Below are 21,523 nucleotides of genomic sequence, written 5' to 3'. Positions count from 1 at the left end.
ATTAAAATCTTTTAGACAGCTTTTGGTATAGCAGTTGTGGTAAACTTCTGTAAACGTTATGATGCACTAAAATGTAGAAGGTGAGGCATAAACATGTACGAATTAAAAACGAAAGAAACGGATGACAGTGTTATTGAATTTATAGAAAACGTTGATCATCCTAAGAAACGTGAAGATGCTTACCGACTATTAGATATTTTTGCTGAAGTAACAGGGCATGAAGCGAAAATGTGGGGGCCAAGTATTATCGGATTTGGCAGCTATCATTACAAATATGAATCTGGACATGAAGGCGATGCACCTTTAGTTGGATTTTCTCCTCGAAAGGCTAAAATTAGTTTATATTTTGCCCCTGGTGACAGTGAGCGAGACCATTTATTACAAGAATTTGGCAAATATACTACAGGAAAAGCTTGTGTTTATATTAATAAACTAGCGGATGTTGATGTAGAAGTGTTAAAGTTGCTTATTAAACAATCTGTATCTTTTTTACAAAAAACGTATCCCCAATCATAATTCTCTTCGGGTCAAGGGCTGTCTAAATGGTGTAAAAACTTTTAGACAGTTTTTTTATTTCTTGAAAAAATTTATTAGAAATTTATTTTTAACGTGTATCCTTTCAAGTATCAACTGAGAGGAGAATTGTATGAAAAAACTAGTTAAGAAAATAGGAATCTACTTTATTGCGTTTATGCTACTTGGGCTTGGCGTGATATTTAGCTATCATCAATACGAGTTAAGTAAGGAATCTGATATTTTGGAAAATAAAGGAGTGAATGTAGAGGTCGATCATAACAAAATGAATGTGTATACTGAGGGCGATGGTGAGGACACTTATGTATTTATGGCAGGTTCAGGGGTTGCGGCTCCTATTTATGAGATGAAAGGACTTTACAATAAATTTTCACATGAACATAAGATTGCTGTTATTGAAAGAGCGGGATATGGATATAGTGATGTCTCAAACGACGAACGAGATATTGATACAATTTTAGCCCAGACAAGAGAAGCACTTCTGCAAAGTGGCAATAAGCCTCCTTATATACTAGTACCACATTCCATTTCGGGGGTTGAAGCAATTTATTGGGCACAAAAATACCCTGAAGAAATAAAAGGGATTATTGCACTTGATATCAGTTTGCCAAGCCAATATATAGAGCATAAAATGGGAGTAGCCGATTCTTGGACTGTTAGAGGAATGAATCTGTTAACGGACATGGGCTTACACCGTCTAGCACCTTCGAAAGTGTATAATCCAGAAGTAATCAAGCAAACTTTTTTAACGGATGAAGAAAAAGAAATCTATAAAGCACTATCCTTTAAACAATTTTTGAATGATGATATGAAAAATGAGCTATTACATGTATACGATAATAGTATGAAATCAGAAAAGCTTCCAAAACCAAAAGACACTCCTATTTTATTGATTGATGCCATTGCTGAACAACATAAAGATTCCAAATATACGAAGTACCATCGCCAAAAATATGCGGAATTTGCTGAGCAAATACATATAGCAGATGTGAAAGAATTAAGTGGTACCCATAGCATCTATTTGTATAAACCGGATGAGATTTATCATTTTGCTATGGAATTTATGAAACAAACGAATGAAAGGCTGATGGAATGAAAGGATTTACGATTTTAATTGTAGAAGACGATCCGATGATTGGTGATTTGATGCAAAAAATACTACAGCGTGAAGGTTACGATGTTGTATGGAAAACAGATGGGCAAGAAATGATGAGCATTATTCATCAAATTGATTTAGTGATAATGGACATTATGCTCCCAGGGGAAGATGGTTATCAGCTGACAAAGAATATTAAAAGCTTAGGCTTAAATATACCTATTATTTTTCTGTCTGCTCGTAATGATATCGACAGCAAGCTTCAAGGCTTAACGGTTGGAGAAGACTATATGACAAAGCCTTTTGACCCTAGAGAGCTGCTATTAAGAATACAGAAAATGCTAACGCAGCAATATGGAACATTTACGCAAATCCAGCATTTGTTAATTGATGGTGAGCATCGTAAAGTTTTTATAAATACGATTCATGATGAAATTTCATTGACTGCGATTGAACGTAAAATCTTCTTTTATTTATTTGACAACAGGGACAGAGTTTTAACAAAGGATCATTTTTTTGACTATTTATGGCCACTTGAGGATCGAAATCATAATATTATCAATGTTCACATCAAAAAGATCAGAACAAAAATGGATGATCCTTCAGGGTACATCCTTCAAAATATTTACGGAGAAGGGTATCGATTAAATACCTACATAAAGAAATGACATTAAAAACAAAATATCGAATGTTATTATTTTCTGCCATTGTTAGTGTGCCAATCGTTTTGTTAGGGATCAGTGTGTCAATGTCCATTATTTATGACGTTGCCTTTAAAACGCATAATAAAGGCACGCCATTCCATGAATCGTTTGCCTATCCAGCCATGCTGATTGTATTTTTTCTATCATTATGTTTGCTAGCGTTTTTATTTTCGAAATCAATCAATTCATTACTTTCCAAAATTAATATGCTAAACAAAACGATTCGTGACTTAGCAAGCAATGAAAGAACACTAAGTACATTAAAGGTTGATAGTGAGGATGAAATTGGACAGCTCATTCAGTCTGTGAATATTTTAATTGAGCGGACTACTTACCGGGAATTAGAGCTTAAGCAACAACAGGAGTTGCAAAAAGAGCTTCTACAAAAGCTAAGACACGATATTAATACACCGCTCACGGCGATCCGTTTACAATTATTTTATCTAGAAGATCACTATAAGGAACAACCGAAAATGATAGAGTCTTTAAACGAGCAAATTCAATACATGGCTAACTTAACGAATGAATTTAATGTGCAGTCCTTAGATACAATCGAAAATTCGTATGTTGTGAATGAAGAAGTGCAGCTCACGATATTGTTGGAAACGATGATAAAAAAGTGGAGCTACTTATATCGAATGCATAACATCGAACTAATCTTTCATGCAGACGATCTCGATTTAACATGGACGAGCAATGAGCTATGGCTACAACGCTTGTTCGATAATGTGTTTCAAAACACAATGAAACATTCAAAAGCTACAAAACTTGAGGTAACGATTAAAGAAGGCAAGGTTTATATGAGCGATAATGGGATTGGTTTTGATCAGCATAATGCAAGTACTGGTCTAGGGTTAAAAATAATAGACGATATCACAAGAATATTGACTATTACCTATACGTTACAATCAACTGGTGAAGGAACTTTTTATTGTTTTTCTTTCGCTGAATATCGATAAATTATGAAAGTTAGGCGATAAATTCTAAAATTGTTCCGATAAATCTGTAAATCGTTCCGATAAATATAAAAATTAGAGCGATAAATCTAAAAACAGTTCCGATAAACTGATAAAGCCCCTATCGAACTAGCTTTGTTCAATAGGGGCTTCCAGTAATGATTCAATAACATTTTTTAGTTGATAAATGGGTGATTGTTTACTGTCGCTCTTTTTGTAAATAAAGACTGTTTCTATTATGTTGTGGAGCTGCTGTAAATCGTAATAATGAATGTTGGTATAGTTATATAAATCAATTAGTTTTGTATTTAACACAGCAATCGAATTGTCAATTTGAAGGAAATCAAGAATACTACTCACTGATTTTATTTCTTTCATCGTAAACGGAACTTGATGCTTTTTCAGCCACTCGGCCATCGCGCGTGAATACATACATCCTTTACTTAGTACAAGTAATGTAACGGGTGAACGTTCCTCAAAATTAATGATATGTGTATTATTCGATATGACTTCAAATGTTTCGGATGCAATCATGTCATAATTTAAATCAGGATAATGTTTAATAGGGTTACTTGTTAGTGCACAATCCGTTTCGGCATTGTGTACTTTTTCATTTAAGGAAGTACTAGATTCTACTGTGAAATCGACATCTAAAGGTATATTATTTGTTTGCAAGCTATTCATAATGGATGCGCCATAAATTTTGATCGTTGTATGGGAAGTGCCAAAGCTAATTTTTGTGTTCGTTTGTGCTGCTCCAATGGCTTGCAAAAACTCATCGTACTCCTCTGTAACCAGCTTTAAAAAGTGTAAATATTGTATGCCTACATCCGTAATTTTTAAGCCTTGAGGTGTACGCTTAAAAACTTCCTGACCAATTTCAGCCTCCATTTTTTTCACTTTAGACGTTAAGGCAGATTGCGTATAATTCGTCATTTCTGCGGATTTACTGAGATTTTGCCTCTCCAAAATTTCAATTTTTAATGCGATTTCTTCTATGTTCATGTTGTATTTCACACACCTATTAAATTTTTTGATAGCCACTATCATTTTCCTCCATTTTACGCGTTGCTATGGCAAGCGTAAACTCTAGATACATAAAGTTATACTGCACAAAGGAATCAGTGTAATGGTATTGGAGGAATTTTCATGAATACATATTATAAATGGATCATCGTATTGGTAGCTACGCTTTCCCAAACAGCAGCAACTTTTGTGACGTACGGCATGGGGCCAATTGCTACATTTTATCAAACTGAATGGGATTTATCATCGTTCCAAGCAGGATTTATTGTTTCGGCTGTTAATATTGGACCCATTTTCTCGATGATTGTTTTTGGCTATTTAATGGATAAGAAAGGGGAAAAACAAATCATCGGATGGGGCTCTATTTTACTAGGGTTCTCAGTTTTACTGCTCATGTTGGCGAATAGCTATACGGTGTTAATCATTTTATTAGTAGTCGTAGGGATATGGTATGGAAGTGCGCAAACAGGAGGTAGCACGGCCATTGTGAAATGGTTTCCGGATAAACATCGAGGGCTGGCGATTGGTATTCGGCAGACAGGTATTCCGATTGGTGGCGCTTTAGCATCAGTTATCCTCACATATATGTACCATCAATATAACCTAACATCGGTGCATCTTGTGCAAGGCTTGGTAGCGATTGCTGGTGGATTAATTTTTTTACTGATCTATCAGGAACCTAAAAATCATATCGCAGCGGCGGCATCATCTGTAACCTTTAAAGAAAAGATGAGTGCCATTAAAAAAAACAAAGAATTATACCCGATTTATATTGTAGGTATCGTCATGATGACCTTACAAATGATACTTGTCGCCCATTTTATGAGTTATTTACATCAAGAGGGTGATTATTCATTAACTGAGGCTGGGCAGTATTTAAGCCTTGTATTATTAGGAGGAATGATTGGAAGAGTAGCTATTGCCTGGATCAGTGATCAATTTTTTGCACAGAAGCGGGAGCATTTATTAATCATGGTGATGGCGAGTGCAGTTATTTTCACAGTTCTATTGCCTTTTATCCTGCAGGAGAAAATATTAATGCTACTATTCTGCTTTTTATTAGGCTTTGTAGCGCTTGGCTGGTATTCATTGTTTATTGCCTGTGTGACAGAGCGATCAAATCCACATTATGTCGCTCTAACTGTAAGTGCAGCCTTAACGTTAAATCAACTATTTATTGTGATTGCCCCTTCATTATTTGGCTTCATGGTAACGGTTTTTTCAAGCTATCAATTGGCGATGGACATTGTCGCGATCTTTATAGCGCTAGGTGCAGTTAATTTATTTAGATCTTTAAAAAGGTAAATTTTGTTCTATTCCCTAAAATAGGATAAAATCATTTGAAAAGGCATGAATTCTGCAAACGGAGGAGCGCAATGATGAATAAAGAAAAAAGTTCGATTTGGATTGATGCAAGTATTGCTACAGTTTGGCAAGCAATTACGGATGAAGAGCAGCTGTCGCAATGGTACGCCCCAGGTTCAATATGGAAGATCCCTAAATTAGAGGCTGGTGAAAAAATAACTTTCACATTAATGCCGAATGCACATAATCAGCTCTCCGAAGAATTACCGATGATGTTAACGATACAACAAGTCCTTCCGAATCGGGAGTTTTCGTTTTACTTAGAAGTGCCAGAAACATTAATTGCTATTGTCCTGAAGGAAGAACAAAATGGCACCACCGCAACTTTTAATATGAGCGGCTATGAGGCTTCTCTTACTAATTTGAAGGCGTTAGTAGAGGAAAAAAATATACCAAAATTTTAAAAATGAACCCTGTATGAAGGCAAATGTGTCACAATACAGGGTTCATTTTTGTTTGGTCATATTCATGAGTAAAGTCCTCACTACGTCTTAGGTCGTAGATGAATTTAAATCTGAGGGGCGTATTTATAAATTGGTATTTTGATACAATTTAATGAGTGGTATATTATGCGGTAGGAGGAATTATTTTGAAAAAGTTTTTCGGTTTTGGATTAGTCATAAGTGCTTCATTACTTGTTTTATCAGGGTGCAACTCAGTTATACCAGGTAAAACTAAAGATGAAACGATCTTAGTTGAAAAGGATAAAGCAGAGAAATTAGATGTTGAAATACAATTTGGTGTTGGAGAAATTACAGTTAAAAAAGGTGCTAAAGATTGGGTTGAGGGTACGGCTCAATATAACATTAATAAACTGGCACCAAGAGTTGAATATGACTTACGCGGCAAGACAGGAGAAGTGGTGATTGACCAAAAAGGTTCCGCGAAGGTGCGTTTGGGAAAAATAAAAAATACATGGGATATCGAATTGAATGAAGATATGCCAATGGATCTTTTCGTTGAAACAGGTGCCTCGGATGCAGAACTTGATTTACAAGGTCTTCAGTTGGAAAAATTAGAGATCGAAACAGGCGTTGGCGATCTAACTGTGAATTTAGGTGGGGATTGGAAAAAAAGCTTCAAAGCGAACATTGAAACAGGTGTTGGTGAAACTACTGTCATTTTACCATCAAAGGTCGGGGTAAAGCTGACGACAGAAGAAGGCATCGGCTCTTCCAATATAGAAGATTTTATTTCAAAAGGGAATGGCGTTTATGTCAATGAAGCATATGAAAATGCAGATGTAGTGCTAGAATTGCACTCGGAAATCGGTGTAGGCGATATTTCTTTTGAATTGGATAAATAATGAAAAGTTAAGTAGGCTACTTTGGATGAAGTAGTCTATTTTTTTGTTCTATAATAATTGGCGAGTACTAGTGACGGATAAAAGGGTCGAAGTAGCGGATAGAAGAGCGAAAGCGCCGGAACGATTATGGAAACTTTACATTGTACCTTATTTCAACATTGGAGGTAGGACCGCTTTGTTCTATAAAAAAAGAAATATTTAAAAGTGAAACCTTTTGATAGGGTTATTTACTCTAAGTATTGAAAGGAGGAAACAGCATGGAACATGATCTATCTATTGTCAAACAGGCTATTGCAGGGAATAAGGAAGCGTTTGAGCAGCTACTCATTTTAGAGGAAGAAAAACTATTTTATACTGCGCTTTCTTATGTTGGCCAAAAAGAGGATGCACTGGATGCGATTCAAGAGGCAGCGTGTAAAGCCTATCTAACCGTTCACCAGTTAAAGCATCCGGAATTTTTTTCCACATGGCTGTTTCGCATTTTAATTAATGAGTGCTACCGATTACTAAAAAAAGGGCAAAAAATCATTCCTTATGAAGAAAGCGAATTATTAAATCGTTTACAAGAGCAAGAAAATGTCACGGGTAATCCTATTGATTTATCGGAAGCTATACAGCACCTCAATCATTCTCAACAAATGGCCATCATCTTATTTTATTATCACGATTTACCGATTAAAGAAATTTCAGAAGTAATGGAAAAGCCAGTAAGCACGATTAAAACGTATTTGCATCGTGGAAAAAAACAGTTGAAGCGAGAATTAGAAAGGAGTGCAACGTTCAATGAAAAAGTCATTTAATGTAAACGGCCCCCTTCCAGAATTCCCAAGAGATGAGGTACGAGGAGCGATTGCAAAAGGAATACAACAAGCAGAGGAGCAAACAAATATGAGTCAGCCACCTGTACAAATGAAAAGAAAAAGCAAACGTAAACCATTATTATATATAGCAAGCACGGCAGCCGCATTTAGTATAATGATAGGTTCTGCAGCCTATGTATCACCAACCTTCGCAAGCACTTTATCACAGCTACCGATTGTTGGATCGGTATTTAGTAACTCTGGCTTACTTGGGCTAAAACAAGCTAGCGAACAAGGGTTAACAAGCACGATTGGAGAAAAGCAGACCATTAACGGTATTTCCGTAACCGTAGATGAAGTACTTTATGATGAATCAAATATTACGGTAGGTATTACAATTGATTCTGAAAAGGAATTAAGTAATGAATATTTTGGTGCAGGGTTTGATATTACTATAAATGGTAAAAATCCTGAGGCGAGTTCTGGTTCCTATGGTGAAAAAATTTTAAGTCCGACGGTTCGTACAGGTATCGCGACATTTGATGTGAAGGACAACATGCCAGATTCCTTTGAAATGGGCTTAGTGCTAGAGGGCAAAGGAGGAGAAAAATGGGAATTTACGGCGCCAGTTAAAAAAATTACGGATATTGTTCATGTTCCTGTCAATCATCACCAACAAGCAGAGGGCATTCAATTAGATGTTTCCGAAATTTCATTGAGTCCCTCAGGCGTAGCACTAACTTACGAAGCGACTGAAAAGGGAACAATTGATAACGCACAAGTAGGCGCATCGTTTATAGAATTCCGTATGACGGATGAGCATGGCAAGGAAATCACGTCACATTCAGGTGGCGGAGAAGGACATTTTAATGATGGTCAATGGAAGTTTAGTAGCAACAAATCCTTTGACCCGATTTCAAAAGATGTTCAAAAATTAGTCATTACACCGTATTTAATGCTTCCATCAGACGGTGGTGGAGTTCAAATCGATTCTACGGGTGTAGAAACAAAAATACCATATGATAAATCAGCCCTTAAAGAAGTGAAGTTCCAACCATTCACAGTAGAAATCCCTTCACAACAAAAATAATGAAAAAAGCGTCAAATACAATCTTTGTATTTGGCGCTTATTTTATGGTAGCTTTAAGAAAGCATAAGTATTGAAGGAGCGAAGGTATTGAAAATCTATACATATCAGCAACCAGCGGCGATCGAGTCAACAGAAAAGGTAGCAGTATTAAATGAAGCGGGGGAAGTATCGTCTACTGTTCAACGTGTATATTCAAACGCACTAAAAAAAGCATTCGACCGCTCAATGGACTATCGTTATTTTGTGCGTTTCGACGTCAGTGATGTCGCTGGTCAGCCTCTTTTCACCTGTAAAAAGATGTCGCGTCGTGGGCGAGTGCATTTCAAAGGCAAGGATTTCATCACAGGAAAGGACTATATGATTGCTTATGATGGCTGGCAAATTATGATCCCTGATTTAATCATTACAGATGGCGTCCAAAAAATAAATCTGAACAAAGAGATGGAGGACTGGTCCATATTCTCTCTAGACGATCAACCCATTGCGCGCTGGCAGGCCATTTTTCAGGAGACTCATTTTGAAATTACCCTGCAAATCGAAGACAACAGCCCGATACAGCATGAAGCCTTTTTTATTGCGATTGGACAGGCCGTGTTGTTTGTAGGCGCGTAATATGTCGATAAATTTGAAAAGTTGGTCGATAAATCTAAAAAGTTGGTCGATAAACTTAAAAATTTGAGCGATAAATCTTTGTCATAAAGTTTGGAACTAATCTAAAGAGCATGTTTTGAAAAAATTAATCAAAACATGCTCTTATTGATGTTGCAAATCAGGTCATTTCAATTTGAAGCGTCAACAGCCGCTCTAATGCTTCTTTTAATGGCGGTTGTGCCTTTTGGGTTTCTGCTACAAGATTTTCTATGCTCTCAAAAATCCGGCACAGTACCATTTCGCATTCATAAATTTCTTTGCCTTTCAGCGCCTCGAATAGCGCCTCGGCAAGCTCAAGGCTGTCGATGGTTAGATTTTTGACCAGTGTGCCTTCATCAATCCCACCCTGCAAAATGGATACAATCACGGGCATAAGCTCTACCTTTACGCCATGCGCCTCAATAAACGCCTCTGCATAGCCATCCTGCGCTAACTGATGTTCTGTATCTACTAGTTCCATATAACGGCAGACTAGCGGAAAATACTCTTCGCTGTACAAGCCAAGACCCATTACTGCATAAGTGCCCGGCATGACCGATTCCTCGCTCGGCTCTACATCCTCGTACCATGCGTATTCTTCCATCGCTGTATCCGCATATTCTGCAAGCTTCGGGAACAAAGCAGGGTAGCTAAGCGCATTGGCAAAAAACTGATGTAGCTCGGACCTCGCTAGTTCCTTCAAAGGAAGGAAGTTCTTTTGGCTACTCTCCAGCTTAAGCTGATAACTTTTGGAAAACCCTTGCTTCAAAAGGTCAATAATATAATCCAACGCTTCTTTATAAGCAAGTTCTTCTTCGGAAAGAATCCGGATTTCTATCGTTTGTGTAATATCGTTGTTTCTTCCTTCTATCAGCTCTCCTCGATATGTGCGAGCAAATTTTCCGCTACCATTTTTCAAATATTCTGCAGCCTCCTTAGAACCCAATTGGATCGCCAGTTCCATATACTTCTGCGGGATATACGGATCTGATTTGCCAATCTGCAATGCTGTATAAAGAAAGAACTCCATTTCTATGGCATCTACGGAAGGATGAACCTCCTTCAAAGTCCAATTCATTCCATAATTACTGGATCGAGTAAAATGCTGCAATAAAAAGTCAATCGCCCATTTGTCGAAGGCCGAGGTATACCGGCGAATCCAGTTGTTTTTGAGTTCTTGATTATTATTTAGCTTGTCGGAGAGACGACGGATTAACGGATCAATTACTCCCACTTCCTGTTTCATTAGATCAGGATTGACCAAATGCTTGGCGAAAAAGAAAATGTCTTTCTCAGGTAACATGAGCGAATCAGAAAGAACCATTGTTTGAATAAAATGATCCAGCGTCTTTTGGAGTTGGATCAACTTGGGCTCATTCAACAGTTGTTTGTTAAGCGTTAATTTCGATTTCTCCCACTCAAACTCAAATACAACTTCAAACTTGTAATCAAAGAAACGAGGTCCCAATTCCTCTGAGCGGAACAGGTCATCCACAAGCCCGCACAAAGCTGGAAAGAACTCCTCAGTCAGAAGTTCATCGGTCAACTCCATGATGTAAGTATCCACTTCCAATTTATACGAGCCAGAGTATGACGACTTGGAGAAATCAATATGAATTTTACCTTTAGCCCAGGTAAACTTGCCTTTTCTCCACGTCACTCGGAGGTAATTGTGAACGCCAGCTTGCAATGTTCTTTCACCGTTAAACTCATTAATCCTTTTGCTTTCTTGTGCGTAAATCGTAGTGATTTCCTTCCATACCTTATTCAGAAAAGCTTCCACAGCCTGATTCAAAGGTTTCTCCTCCTAATATCACATTCTAGTTGCTCATTTAGTTAATATAAGTAAAAGGTGTAATGTTACTACTCTATAGTTTCAATCTTCATACATATTACATAATTTTACACTAAAAGCGAACATCTTTTTTACGAATCGAATCCGTTCGTTTAGTTCAAGTTCAAAAATTTATAATCTTCACAGTCAGGTTCGCATAAATCTCCAATAAAAAGATATCTATAGAGGTAAGATAATTTTAATTAAACCCTTTCTTAGGGGGCTACTTTCGACTTGTAGACTTCGTAAATTGTCATTTCCATTCAATTATTTTTATTTTATTGAAATGTAACGGGTAAATCCTAATTTATGGTGATTAATCAATTTACTGCTATAATAGTATAAATCGATATTCAAATGGAGGTAGGATGTATCTAGTGATTAAAAGAATATTAGTAGCTGTTGCTTTCATTATATTGATTTTCGCAGGGTATAGTTTTTCTATTAATAAAGAGCGATCGATTGAAAGTGAATTTTCAATGGATCTTTTTGAAGAACAAATTAGAAGCATTGATATCGTAAGCACTCAAAATGACGAGGTAAAAATTATTTCTCTAAAGGATGAAAAAGAGGTTCATGACTATCTTAAACTATTATCAGATAGTAGATTTACAAAAAAAGACATAAGCTACAAGGATAATAAGGAAGATATTCAATCTTATGATGTCAGTCTTACCAGCTATAAAAGAGGAACAACTTTTCATTTAACGGTTGATCATGCTGGAGGATTTTACTTTGATGCAGGTGGCAAAATGAAAAACAGCGGGAAAAATTATCGTTTAGTAGACCAGCTGCTATTTGAAGCAACTGCTAAGATTATGAAAGAAAATATGACTGAATAGTGCTTTCCAACGAGGAGGGAAGAAAGCGTGAAGAAAAAGCCGATTTTTGTGGAGATAGAGATAAATGCACCTATAGAGGAAGCATGGACGTATACGCAAAATCCAAAGCTACACGAGCAATGGGATTTACGTTTTACCTCTATTACATATATGGAGAAAAATTCACCAGAAGAGCCTCAGCATTTTACTTATGAAACGAAGGTAATGCCAGGCTTAACAGTTAGTGGATGGGGAGAAAGTAAGGGGGAGCATCAGAAGGGAAATGGCAGCAAAACATCGTCATTACACTTTGGCACGCCTCAAAAAATATCACCAATTGCAGAAGGGAAAGGGTACTGGCGGTATATTCCTCATGACAAGGGACTTACATTTTTAACACAGTATGACTACGATGTTCGCTATGGAAAACTAGGAGAGTTATTTGATCGAGTGTTTCGTCCAATAATGGGCTGGGCAACAGCTCTTAGCTTCGATGTCTTAAAAAGATGGCTTGAAAAGGGAGAAAATCCTTCTTCTCAGTATCGTCGCTTTTTTTTAACAATCCTGATCAGTGTCTTATTTTGTTTTGTGTGGTTGTACCATGGATTTGTACCGAAAGTCATGATGCAGCATCCTACTGAAGTGATGATGATTGAGGAATTACTTGGTGGGGAGAACAGCTATGCTAGTCAAATTGTAAAATGGATTGGCATTGCAGAGATGATCTTTGCACTTTTTTGGCTGTTACTTCGAGGGAAGCGTTTCTTGTTTGGAACTCAAATTTTACTATTTCCGCTATTAACATGGTGGGTCATTTTAGCAGATAAAACGATTGTCACTGCTCCGTTCAATCCAGTGACATTTAATCTAGCATTATGGGTATTGTCCATTATTGGCTTTGTTCTTTGTCAAGATATGCCAAGTGCCAAAAGCTGTAAACGAAAGCGAGGGAAGTAACATGACGATTTATCAAACTTTGTTGGGCGAGGATTTTAGACGGCTGCATCCAATGCTTCAGAGGCGTTATACATTACCTGTCGATCAACCTTTTTATGCTACGGGTGTGATGCGCAAAATTGAGTCTGGTGCCAAGTGGCTGCGTCCCTTTTATGCGATTGCTACAAAAACGAGATTTTTGTTTCCTGAATCAGGTGAGGATGTTCCGTTTTCAATTTGTAATACTTGTCGAACATTGCCAAGTGGGGAACATGAAGTGTTATGGGAGCGTACCTTCTATTTTTCTAATAAAACTAGACATTTTGATGCGAGGATGACAGTTGATCCAGTTCAAAAAATAGTGAAGGACTATCTAGGTTCACCAGCTCTTTTTTATTCAGACTTACATTTTGCGGTGACAAGTGAGGGACGATTAGTTATTCGCTCCGGTGTTCAACGATTTGTAGTCTCGAAATTAGAATGTTCGATACCCAATATTTTGGAGGGACGTGTTGTTGTCGAGGAAGGATTTGATGATAGCAGGAATGTCTTTACGATTCATGTGTCCATTCATAATCCGTTGATTGGGAGGCTGATGATGTATGCAGGCGAATTTACGCAACAATCTAGGTAGCCCCGTATTACTCTTAGGATTTGTGCTGACGGTTGTTTGTTTTGTCTTTAGTGTTCAACCTAACTATATGTTGTTACTGACAGTTGCCCAGCTGATCTTCGTTCCTGCGATGGTGAAAATGGTCATAGATGTTACCAAAGTCGGCGATGCTATTGTTGTCGTAATGATGCTTGCAGTTACGATGCTCCACTGGTGGTCTGAAGGTTGGGTGGCAATCGCTCTAGCACTTATCTATGTTCTTTATACCGCGTTTATCGCTGTGCAAGGTGTAAAGCGATTTTTACAGCGAGGCTTTACCAATATGGCAGAAATTTCGATTGATGTTGGACTCATCTACATATTTATTGGGGGACTATGGTTTTTCGCTTTTATCGCAAATATTGATACAGGTTTTTCATCATTGATAACGTGGTTAACAGCTATTCATTTTCATTACTCAGCTTGTTTATTAGCGATTTCAATTGGTCTTTTTGGGCGTATTCATAAGGGTAGCTGCTACAATATGGTCGTTGTAATTTTAGTAACAGGTCCGCTTCTTGTTGCACTCGGTATCACGTTTTCGACGATACTAGAAATTATTTCAGTGGCACTTTATATAGTGGCTATTTACTGTTTATTTTTCCTTGCTCTAAAAACGAAACTTCCTCGTCAACAAAGCTTGCTTTTACTCATTTCCTACGGTGCTTTATGTATCACGATATTATGGTCGTTTATGTACGCATTTAGTAATCTTGTAGGTAATTCCTATGTAGGGATACCAGAAATGCTAAAATTTCATGGAATTATGAATGGTGTTTTCTTCGGTGGAGTAGGGGTGCTGGCTTGGGCTTTAGCAATACCAGACACTACACATCAACCATTTCATTTTCCAGTTAGCCAAATTCGGGGGAAATGGCAAGACCAAAGTAATCCGCATCCAGGTTTAGTCGATGCGCTTAGTGACTTTGTTGATACGACAAAGCTACCTTACACGATTCCACATTTTTATGAAGAAACCAATCAGTATCGTTTGCAGGCCTCTGTACAGTGGAAAACTTGGTTTAAACCGTTTGCGTTGATTTATCAAGCTATAAGCCGTGTCATGCAACAGCTGAATTTACCCTTTTCTAGTAAGGAAATTGAGATGACAGGTAGGATTGTTAAAGTGGATGAACTGCAAGATGGGCGGCTTGCTCCACGTGCTTGGATTCGTCAAATCGATAAACAAACAATCTTTGTTGCAATTTATTCTAAGCACACGACAGGGCAAACAACCTATATGAATATTGCGCTACCATTGCCTTTTTCAACAATGATCGGGGTGTTATATTTATACGAGGATCATGGAGAGTTATATTTAACGAGTAATCATGCTGGAGATGCGGGCATTTATTTAGCCATCAATCGATTTTTATTCAAACTACCTATACATGAACATTTTACGATTACTGCAAAAGACGAAAAAACACTAACCGCCGTACATAAAATGCGGATTTTTGGTGTACCTTTTTTACAAATCAACTATCGAATTACCCGAAAATAGATAATGTTAAAGGAGTCAGTTTGCCTTTACGAGAAGGAACATTTGGACGCAATAAAGGGGGATCGATAATCCTCATTTTGTTTATATGCAAGCAGTGATTCAACTCGCGGATGAATAATTTATGATTCTTCATCACAGACTTATGCCCTATGTTACGTTAGTGAAGTATGATGAGGAACTAAGTTTGGGATGGATGATCGTTTTTCTAAAGAAGGGAGCAGCTTACTTTTGAGGCTGTTCCTTTTTTTAGAACGAAAGTCTTGTTTAAATGTTTTAAGATAGTTCATCTGTTTAGTAAATTTGGTTTTGGAAGATGCTAGAAAATACATAAAAATTAACTATTTATTTCTTTAACTATTGGAAAAATTCATAAATCATCCAAGACCAGTTTGAGAATGGTAAATTAATATTGATGAGCAAAATAATATGTAAATTGGATTTAGAAAATAAGGAGAATTTGAAATGAATTTTAAGTCAATTAGTAAAAGAATCGTTTTTTCCTTCAGTATTGTAGTAGCGGTAGTAGTTTTATACATCGGTTACAATTTTTATGCGGTCACGCAAAGTAACAAAGCAACGGAACAAATTATTGATGAAGAATTGCAATTACTAATTACTGAGTATGAGGAAGCTCAAACGATAGGGCTAAGAATTGCCGCAGCTAGAGGGTACATCCTTTCTGGTGAAGAAAAGTACAAGGAGATTTTTGAGAATAACGTAAAGCATGCTGAAGAAAACGAAAAAATACGTTTAGCATTAACAAATTCAGGAGAGTTCAACAAATATACTGAAATGGCTAAGGAATGGAGCAGCTATGTTGAAAAAGAGGTATTTGATGTTTATGATCAAGGCCAGGTTGAACTAGCGAAGAATAATTTAGCTACTGTGAGTGAAGAGGCTACGGAAATACGCGAAGGCTTTGAAGGGTTAGCCGAGGATCGTAAGCAATCGATAAATGCGTTGGGTGCAGACATTATTAAAGCGGGAGAGACTAAGCAGCTTACAGGTATGATCGTAGGTGCTGTGATTGTGATCATTGCAATGATCATTGCATTGTTTAGTGCTCGAATAATTTCAAGACCAATCATCACAGTGACAAAACGTATGCAACAAATTACGGAAGGTGATTTAAGTGAGCCTCCACTTATTGTGAATTCAAAAGATGAGGTAGGGCAACTTACGGAAGCGACTAATACGATGTCGGATATTTTGAATCGTTTATTAAAGCAAATTCAAACAGTATCAACTGACGTAGCCGCGCATAGTGAAGAGCTCATGCAATCAGCGACAGAGGTGAAGACGGGTACGGAACAAATTGTTGATACAGTAAATGAGATTGCGAGTGGTACAGAATTGCAGGCAAGTAACGCATCTGATGTAGCCTCTACAATGGCAGAATTCACCCAAAAGATGTCAGATGTCAATAACAGCAGTAAGGATGTTCATCAGTATTCCCAAAATGTCATGGCTTTAACGAAAGAGGGGCAAGGATTAATGGACGCCTCCACTGAGCAAATGACATCCATTCATCATATTGTGAAGGATGCTGTTTATAAGGTAGATGAACTAAGTAAACAAACACAGGAAATCTCAAAAATCGTAGCTGTTATACAGGATATTGCTTCGCAAACGAATTTACTGGCGCTCAATGCTGCGATCGAAGCGGCGCGTGCAGGGGAGCATGGAAAAGGTTTTGCGGTCGTTGCAGATGAGGTTCGTAAACTTGCTGAACAAGTAGCTGTCTCAGTGGACGATATTACGGGCATTGTTCAAAGAATTCAACAAGATTCAAACATGGTGACATCTTCACTGGAAACTGGCTTTGGAGAAGTTGAAAAAGGTACAACACAAATCGCCGCTACAAATGAAACATTCAGCCAGATTGCAGAGGCTGTTTACTCGATGTCAACGAATATTGACAACATGTCGACGAAGCTAGAAGACGTTGTACAAAATACGATTAATATTCATAAATCAGTGGACGAAATTGCAGCTATATCAGAACAGTCCGCAGCAGGAATTCAAGAAACCTCTGCAACGATTGAACAAGCAGCAAGCTCTATGGATGAAATCAACAATAGTTCAGTAAATTTAGCGGACATGGCGGAAAATTTAAACGAGCTTACGAGAAAGTTTAAATTATAACTCAGCAACTACAGACACAACTCTAGTATTGTATGGATGGTAGTAATATTTGTATTACTAGCTGTCATTTCATTTTTGTGTTTATGAATTGAAAAAATGATATTAATAGAAATAAAACCAGCAATTGACGACAATGAATCGTGTAATTGCTGGTTTTATTTTGTTTGAAAAGATGAGATGCGGCTTATAAGGGTGGGTGAATCTAGAAGATATTTAATACTAATTGAATGTAAAATAATAGTTTTTATTTAGATTTATAATACAATTTTTTGTTATAATTAGGTAAGGTGCGGATGTTAAGCTAACACAATTTTATAGAGGGATCCGCACCAGAATTCATTTAAAAATGATTGTTTAATTTATTGTTTTATTTCATAAAGCATGGATGTATAAATGTTCATGTTAATAAATTGATTTATTTAATAATGTTATGTTGAAATTTGCAGTCTCTTCTCATATGAGGAGAGTGGATTGAAATAAACGTCCAATTTAATCGTGTAACCCCTTAAAATCTCAGTCTCTTCTCATATGAGGAGAGTGGATTGAAATAAACGCTAAAGCTAATAGCATAAAACCACCTATGTCTCTTCTCATATGAGGAGAGTGGATTGAAATATCCATCCGTACTACCTCCTCACCGCATTGCTAGTCTCTTCTCATATGAGGAGAGTGGATTGAAATAATCTTTTGATAGTGATGATAATATGACGCCAGATCGTCTCTTCTCATATGAGGAGAGTGGATTGAAATAATAAATAATTGACGATAGATAAACGCTCTATAGTCTCTTCTCATATGAGGAGAGTGGATTGAAATAGTGAAAACTTTACTAAACACCACATCTATCATGTCTCTTCTCATATGAGGAGAGTGGATTGAAATACAATCAAAATTACCTGTAAACGTAAATGTTGAAGTCTCTTCTCATATGAGGAGAGTGGATTGAAATCCTAATATTTAGGATTTTATAAATACCAAGGGAGGTCTCTTCTCATATGAGGAGAGTGGATTGAAATTACATCTTTCCCATTTTGTTTAATCTTTAAATTTGTCTCTTCTCATATGAGGAGAGTGGATTGAAATGCTATTTTTAAACACAAAATGCTTAAAAACCTAGTCTCTTCTCATATGAGGAGAGTGGATTGAAATTCCGACTTAACGATAACTACACCTGGCGAAGATCGTCTCTTCTTCTCATATGAGGAGAGTGGATTGAAATGGAGTATTTCCGTTGAGGTAGGCGAGTTTTCTCGTCTCTTCTCATATGAGGAGAGTGGATTGAAATAGTAGAACAATGTAATGCAAGATTGCAAATGTGGGTCTCTTCTCATATGAGGAGAGTGGATTGAAATAAACGGAACCTATATTCACAACACCGGCAAAGAGTCTCTTCTCATATGAGGAGAGTGGATTGAAATTGAGGGTGTTGTTAAGCGTGCTACAACTGGTACAACGTCTCTTCTCATATGAGGAGAGTGGATTGAAATTCTCGACCCCCAATAGCAAAATATTTTTAGGACAGGTCTCTTCTCATACGAGGAAAGTGGTTTGAAAAATGTATTATATGGGTACTAAATAATTTGAAGAGGTGTCTTTTCTAGGGTGAGGAGAGCAGATTAATAAATTTTTAAAAACGAGAAGGTGAATATTAATGACGGTTAAAGACTTTGTTGCCCATATTCGAACTAGTGACGGCGCTGAACAATTGTTAGTAGATCATTTAAAAGAGGTACAAAATATTGCTGAAGAAATTGGAGCGAAGATTGGTCTTCAACATGTAACAGGACTTGCGGGTATGTTGCATGATATGGGGAAATTTAGTGATTCGTTTCAGGAATATATTCACGATGCGATGGCTAATCCTGATAATCCACCAAAACGTGGGAGTGTTGATCATTCTACCGCTGGTGGTAAATTTTTAATAGTGCATTTTCAACGAGTAAATCCAGTTGCACCTTTTTTAGTGGAGTGTGTAGCGAATGCTATTTTTTCACATCATGGACAATTACTTGATATGGTAGATATGGATGGATTGTCGCCTTTTGTGAATCGACTGACATCTGAGAAAAACATTAATTTTTCACAAGTAAAGCAACGTTTTTTACAAGATATGTATGATCTATCCTATATGAAAAATTATGTTATTAAAGCTACATGTGAATTGCAAACGTATTTCGAGAGTAAACTGAAAAATGCGAAAACAACAGAAGAAGCGGCTAGTGTAATGCAAAAAGCAACAAGTTTTGTCACGATGTACATTTTTAGTGCGTTGATTGATGCTGACCGTAGCAATTCACGTGCTTTTGAGAATCAGGAGAAGATAACGCAATTTGAGGTTCAATCACTTTGGCAGACTTTTGAACATCATTTAGACAAAGACTTGCATGAAAAGCAGCAAAACGCATTACCCAATGAAATTACACGTTTACGTAAACAAATGTCGATGAATTGTTTTGAAAAAGCATCACTTCCAACAGGTATTTACACACTGTCTATTCCGACAGGTGGTGGAAAAACCTTAGCAAGTCTTCGTTTTGCACTGCGGCACGCTTTACTTTATCGGAAAAATCGGATTATTTACATTGTACCCTTTACAACAATCATAGAACAAAATGCGCAAGAAGTACGCGAGGTTTTGCAGAACGAGGATACTATATTAGAACATCATAGCAATTTAATTGATGATGAAGGACGTTTTGAATATTTATCCTTTAAGGAATATCAAGCGGCAAGAAGGCTGAATATGGCTAAGGATGATTGGGACGTGCCGATAATTTTCACAACAATGGTACAATTTTTAGAAACGTTTTATAGTGGGAAATCGCGTAATGCAAGAAGATTACATAACTTATCTAATAGCATTCTTATCTTTGACGAAGTGCAATCTTTGCCGATTCACTGTGTATCGTTATTTAATGAAGCTTTGAATTTCCTGAAAAATACATGCAATACAACTTCAATTATGTGTACAGCGACACAGCCTGCACTACAACATGTATACAATAATATTGAGGTCGATGGAGAGCTTATTGAGGACTTGCCAACAATTAATCAAGCATTTAAACGTACAGTAATTACACCGTTGTTAAAAAATGAGGGATGGAAAACCGAGGAGCTAAGAGATTTTGTCGAGGAAACATTAACTGAGCACAGCAATGTATTAGTAATTTTAAATACAAAAAAGGCTGTTCGGGACTTATTCAACCAGTTTAAATCTGCTGATTTCGATGTTGTCCATTTAAGTACAGGTATGTGTCCAGTACATCGCAAGAAAAAAATAGAGAAAATGCGACAGAGACTTCAAAGTAAGGAGAAATTTGTTTGTATTAGTACGCAGTTGATTGAAGCAGGTGTAGATATTAGCTTTGAATGTGTAATTCGTTCATTAGCTGGACTAGACTCCATTGCACAATCCGCTGGGCGCTGTAATCGAAATGGTGAGGCAGTAATTCAGGATGTATATGTCTTTAACCATGCAGAGGAATCGCTAAGTAAGCTACCCACTATTAAAAAGGGTGGTGAGTTTTCCCGTTTTATTATAAAAGACTTGCAGCAAAATCCATCTTTGTTTGGTGGATATTTATTATCTTCTGAGGCGATGACACATTACTTTAATATCTTTTATAAAGCCTTTGATTCGACACTAAATTATCCATTGCCAAAACTAAAAACCTCAATTTATGAGCTACTTTTTCAAGCGGAAACAGAGTGGAGTAAATCGTATATTAAAGGACTTGGCAGACAATATCCGCTAGCTACTCTTGCTAGTTACAAAACAGCTTTTACACATTTTGAAGTGATTGATGCCAAAACACAGGGGGTACTCGTTCCATACGATGAGGGGAAGAACCTCATTAGCCAGCTTATGAGCTATGAGCTAATTGATGATTATCAAGTATTTTTGAAAAAAGCGCAGCAATACAGTGTCAATGTGTTCCATCATGATTTTGAAGCATTGAAACAAAACAACCAACTGATTGTTGTACAATTTGGGGCATTTAATATTTATATCGCAAAAGAAACAGCATACGATGATCAATTTGGAATAAGTGTTCAGGGAGAAGCACAATTAGACGATTTTATTATTTAAGAGGTGAAAAGCAGCTCATTGCTTTTCGGGTAGT

The 21,523-nt window shown here is 37.1% G+C and carries 18 protein-coding genes and 1 CRISPR repeat array; of the genes, 16 read left to right on the top strand and 2 right to left on the bottom strand.

Going from position 1 to position 21,523, the window contains the following annotated elements:
* The first annotated feature begins 93 nt into the window (after positions 1 to 93).
* The 4 genes from ACB089_RS14175 to ACB089_RS14160 all read left to right on the top strand — a co-directional run bounded on the left by ACB089_RS14175 (position 94) and on the right by ACB089_RS14160 (position 3,293).
* On the top strand, positions 94 to 516 hold the full coding sequence (locus ACB089_RS14175) for a DUF1801 domain-containing protein (protein ID WP_374966980.1): 423 nt from the start codon (positions 94 to 96) through the stop codon (positions 514 to 516).
* Positions 517 to 646: 130 nt separating this feature from the next.
* Positions 647 to 1,630: an alpha/beta fold hydrolase gene (locus ACB089_RS14170; protein ID WP_374966979.1), complete on the top strand. Its 984-nt coding sequence runs from the start codon at positions 647 to 649 to the stop codon at positions 1,628 to 1,630.
* Positions 1,627 to 2,298 (top strand): response regulator transcription factor, encoded by a 672-nt coding sequence (locus ACB089_RS14165; protein ID WP_374966978.1) that lies wholly within the window; start codon positions 1,627 to 1,629, stop codon positions 2,296 to 2,298. The genes ACB089_RS14170 and ACB089_RS14165 overlap by 4 nt, the downstream gene beginning before the upstream one ends.
* Complete coding sequence (locus tag ACB089_RS14160; RefSeq protein ID WP_374966977.1) at positions 2,295 to 3,293, top strand: histidine kinase dimerization/phospho-acceptor domain-containing protein; 999 nt, start codon at positions 2,295 to 2,297, stop codon at positions 3,291 to 3,293. The genes ACB089_RS14165 and ACB089_RS14160 overlap by 4 nt, the downstream gene beginning before the upstream one ends.
* Positions 3,294 to 3,419: 126 nt before the next feature.
* Here ACB089_RS14160 and ACB089_RS14155 read toward each other — a convergent pair whose 3' ends face one another.
* Complete coding sequence (locus ACB089_RS14155; RefSeq protein WP_374966976.1) at positions 3,420 to 4,295, bottom strand: LysR family transcriptional regulator; 876 nt, start codon at positions 4,293 to 4,295, stop codon at positions 3,420 to 3,422.
* 144 nt (positions 4,296 to 4,439) lie between these two features.
* Between ACB089_RS14155 and ACB089_RS14150 the strand changes: the two genes are divergently transcribed.
* The 6 genes from ACB089_RS14150 to ACB089_RS14125 all read left to right on the top strand — a co-directional run bounded on the left by ACB089_RS14150 (position 4,440) and on the right by ACB089_RS14125 (position 9,489).
* Entirely contained in the window at positions 4,440 to 5,621 is a 1,182-nt protein-coding gene (locus ACB089_RS14150) for an MFS transporter (RefSeq protein ID WP_374966975.1), read from the top strand.
* 71 nt (positions 5,622 to 5,692) lie between these two features.
* On the top strand, positions 5,693 to 6,085 hold the full coding sequence (locus tag ACB089_RS14145) for an SRPBCC domain-containing protein (RefSeq protein ID WP_374966974.1): 393 nt from the start codon (positions 5,693 to 5,695) through the stop codon (positions 6,083 to 6,085).
* Between the two features lie 185 nt (positions 6,086 to 6,270).
* A complete protein-coding gene (locus ACB089_RS14140) occupies positions 6,271 to 6,987 on the top strand; it encodes a toast rack family protein (protein WP_374966973.1) in 717 nt (238 codons plus the stop codon).
* Positions 6,988 to 7,244: 257 nt separating this feature from the next.
* Positions 7,245 to 7,787, top strand: coding sequence for a sigma-70 family RNA polymerase sigma factor (locus ACB089_RS14135; RefSeq protein WP_068985524.1), 543 nt, complete (start codon positions 7,245 to 7,247; stop codon positions 7,785 to 7,787).
* Positions 7,771 to 8,877, top strand: coding sequence for a DUF4179 domain-containing protein (locus ACB089_RS14130; protein WP_374966972.1), 1,107 nt, complete (start codon positions 7,771 to 7,773; stop codon positions 8,875 to 8,877). The genes ACB089_RS14135 and ACB089_RS14130 overlap by 17 nt, the downstream gene beginning before the upstream one ends.
* 87 nt (positions 8,878 to 8,964) lie before the next feature.
* Positions 8,965 to 9,489, top strand: a complete 525-nt coding sequence (locus ACB089_RS14125) for a hypothetical protein (RefSeq protein WP_374966971.1) — start codon at positions 8,965 to 8,967, stop codon at positions 9,487 to 9,489.
* Positions 9,490 to 9,646: 157 nt separating this feature from the next.
* On the opposite strand, the gene ACB089_RS14120 is transcribed toward ACB089_RS14125, so the two are convergent.
* A complete protein-coding gene (locus ACB089_RS14120; RefSeq protein ID WP_374966970.1) occupies positions 9,647 to 11,302 on the bottom strand; it encodes a DUF6138 family protein in 1,656 nt (551 codons plus the stop codon).
* A gap of 416 nt (positions 11,303 to 11,718) precedes the next feature.
* On the opposite strand from ACB089_RS14120, the gene ACB089_RS14115 reads away from it, so the two are divergent.
* The 6 genes from ACB089_RS14115 (at position 11,719) to cas3 (ending at position 21,489) form a co-directional block, all read left to right on the top strand.
* Positions 11,719 to 12,183, top strand: coding sequence for a hypothetical protein (locus ACB089_RS14115; RefSeq protein ID WP_374966969.1), 465 nt, complete (start codon positions 11,719 to 11,721; stop codon positions 12,181 to 12,183).
* Between the two features lie 27 nt (positions 12,184 to 12,210).
* A complete protein-coding gene (locus ACB089_RS14110; RefSeq protein ID WP_374966968.1) occupies positions 12,211 to 13,119 on the top strand; it encodes a DoxX-like family protein in 909 nt (302 codons plus the stop codon).
* A 1-nt stretch (position 13,120) separates the two neighbouring features.
* Positions 13,121 to 13,732, top strand: a complete 612-nt coding sequence (locus tag ACB089_RS14105) for a DUF4166 domain-containing protein (protein WP_374966967.1) — start codon at positions 13,121 to 13,123, stop codon at positions 13,730 to 13,732.
* Positions 13,701 to 15,254, top strand: coding sequence for a YndJ family protein (locus ACB089_RS14100; RefSeq protein ID WP_374966966.1), 1,554 nt, complete (start codon positions 13,701 to 13,703; stop codon positions 15,252 to 15,254). Before ACB089_RS14105 ends, ACB089_RS14100 begins: the two co-directional genes overlap by 32 nt.
* A gap of 462 nt (positions 15,255 to 15,716) precedes the next feature.
* Entirely contained in the window at positions 15,717 to 17,399 is a 1,683-nt protein-coding gene (locus tag ACB089_RS14095; RefSeq protein WP_374966965.1) for a methyl-accepting chemotaxis protein, read from the top strand.
* A gap of 445 nt (positions 17,400 to 17,844) precedes the next feature.
* Positions 17,845 to 18,954: a CRISPR direct-repeat array (repeat unit 33 nt; unit sequence GTCTCTTCTCATATGAGGAGAGTGGATTGAAAT).
* Between the two features lie 96 nt (positions 18,955 to 19,050).
* Positions 19,051 to 21,489, top strand: a complete 2,439-nt coding sequence (cas3, locus tag ACB089_RS14090) for a CRISPR-associated helicase Cas3' (protein ID WP_374966964.1) — start codon at positions 19,051 to 19,053, stop codon at positions 21,487 to 21,489.
* Positions 21,490 to 21,523 lie beyond the last annotated feature (34 nt).

The organism is Lysinibacillus sp. RS10 (genome assembly GCF_041956855.1).
GTDB classification, from domain to species: Bacteria; Bacillota; Bacilli; order Bacillales_A; family Planococcaceae; genus Lysinibacillus; species Lysinibacillus xylanilyticus_A.
Note: the sequence above shows the minus strand (reverse complement) of the source record. Positions and strands in the feature narration are given on the sequence as shown.

Coding starts and splice junctions, on each gene's coding strand:
- ACB089_RS14165 (WP_374966978.1), top strand. CDS start 1,627: ATGAAAGGATTTACGATTTTAATTGTAGAAGACGATCCGATGATTGGT.
- ACB089_RS14130 (WP_374966972.1), top strand. CDS start 7,771: ATGAAAAAGTCATTTAATGTAAACGGCCCCCTTCCAGAATTCCCAAGA.
- cas3 (WP_374966964.1), top strand. CDS start 19,051: ATGACGGTTAAAGACTTTGTTGCCCATATTCGAACTAGTGACGGCGCT.
- ACB089_RS14105 (WP_374966967.1), top strand. CDS start 13,121: ATGACGATTTATCAAACTTTGTTGGGCGAGGATTTTAGACGGCTGCAT.
- ACB089_RS14150 (WP_374966975.1), top strand. CDS start 4,440: ATGAATACATATTATAAATGGATCATCGTATTGGTAGCTACGCTTTCC.
- ACB089_RS14145 (WP_374966974.1), top strand. CDS start 5,693: ATGATGAATAAAGAAAAAAGTTCGATTTGGATTGATGCAAGTATTGCT.
- ACB089_RS14160 (WP_374966977.1), top strand. CDS start 2,295: ATGACATTAAAAACAAAATATCGAATGTTATTATTTTCTGCCATTGTT.
- ACB089_RS14095 (WP_374966965.1), top strand. CDS start 15,717: ATGAATTTTAAGTCAATTAGTAAAAGAATCGTTTTTTCCTTCAGTATT.
- ACB089_RS14155 (WP_374966976.1), bottom strand. CDS start 4,295: ATGAACATAGAAGAAATCGCATTAAAAATTGAAATTTTGGAGAGGCAA.
- ACB089_RS14170 (WP_374966979.1), top strand. CDS start 647: ATGAAAAAACTAGTTAAGAAAATAGGAATCTACTTTATTGCGTTTATG.
- ACB089_RS14175 (WP_374966980.1), top strand. CDS start 94: ATGTACGAATTAAAAACGAAAGAAACGGATGACAGTGTTATTGAATTT.
- ACB089_RS14135 (WP_068985524.1), top strand. CDS start 7,245: ATGGAACATGATCTATCTATTGTCAAACAGGCTATTGCAGGGAATAAG.
- ACB089_RS14100 (WP_374966966.1), top strand. CDS start 13,701: ATGCAGGCGAATTTACGCAACAATCTAGGTAGCCCCGTATTACTCTTA.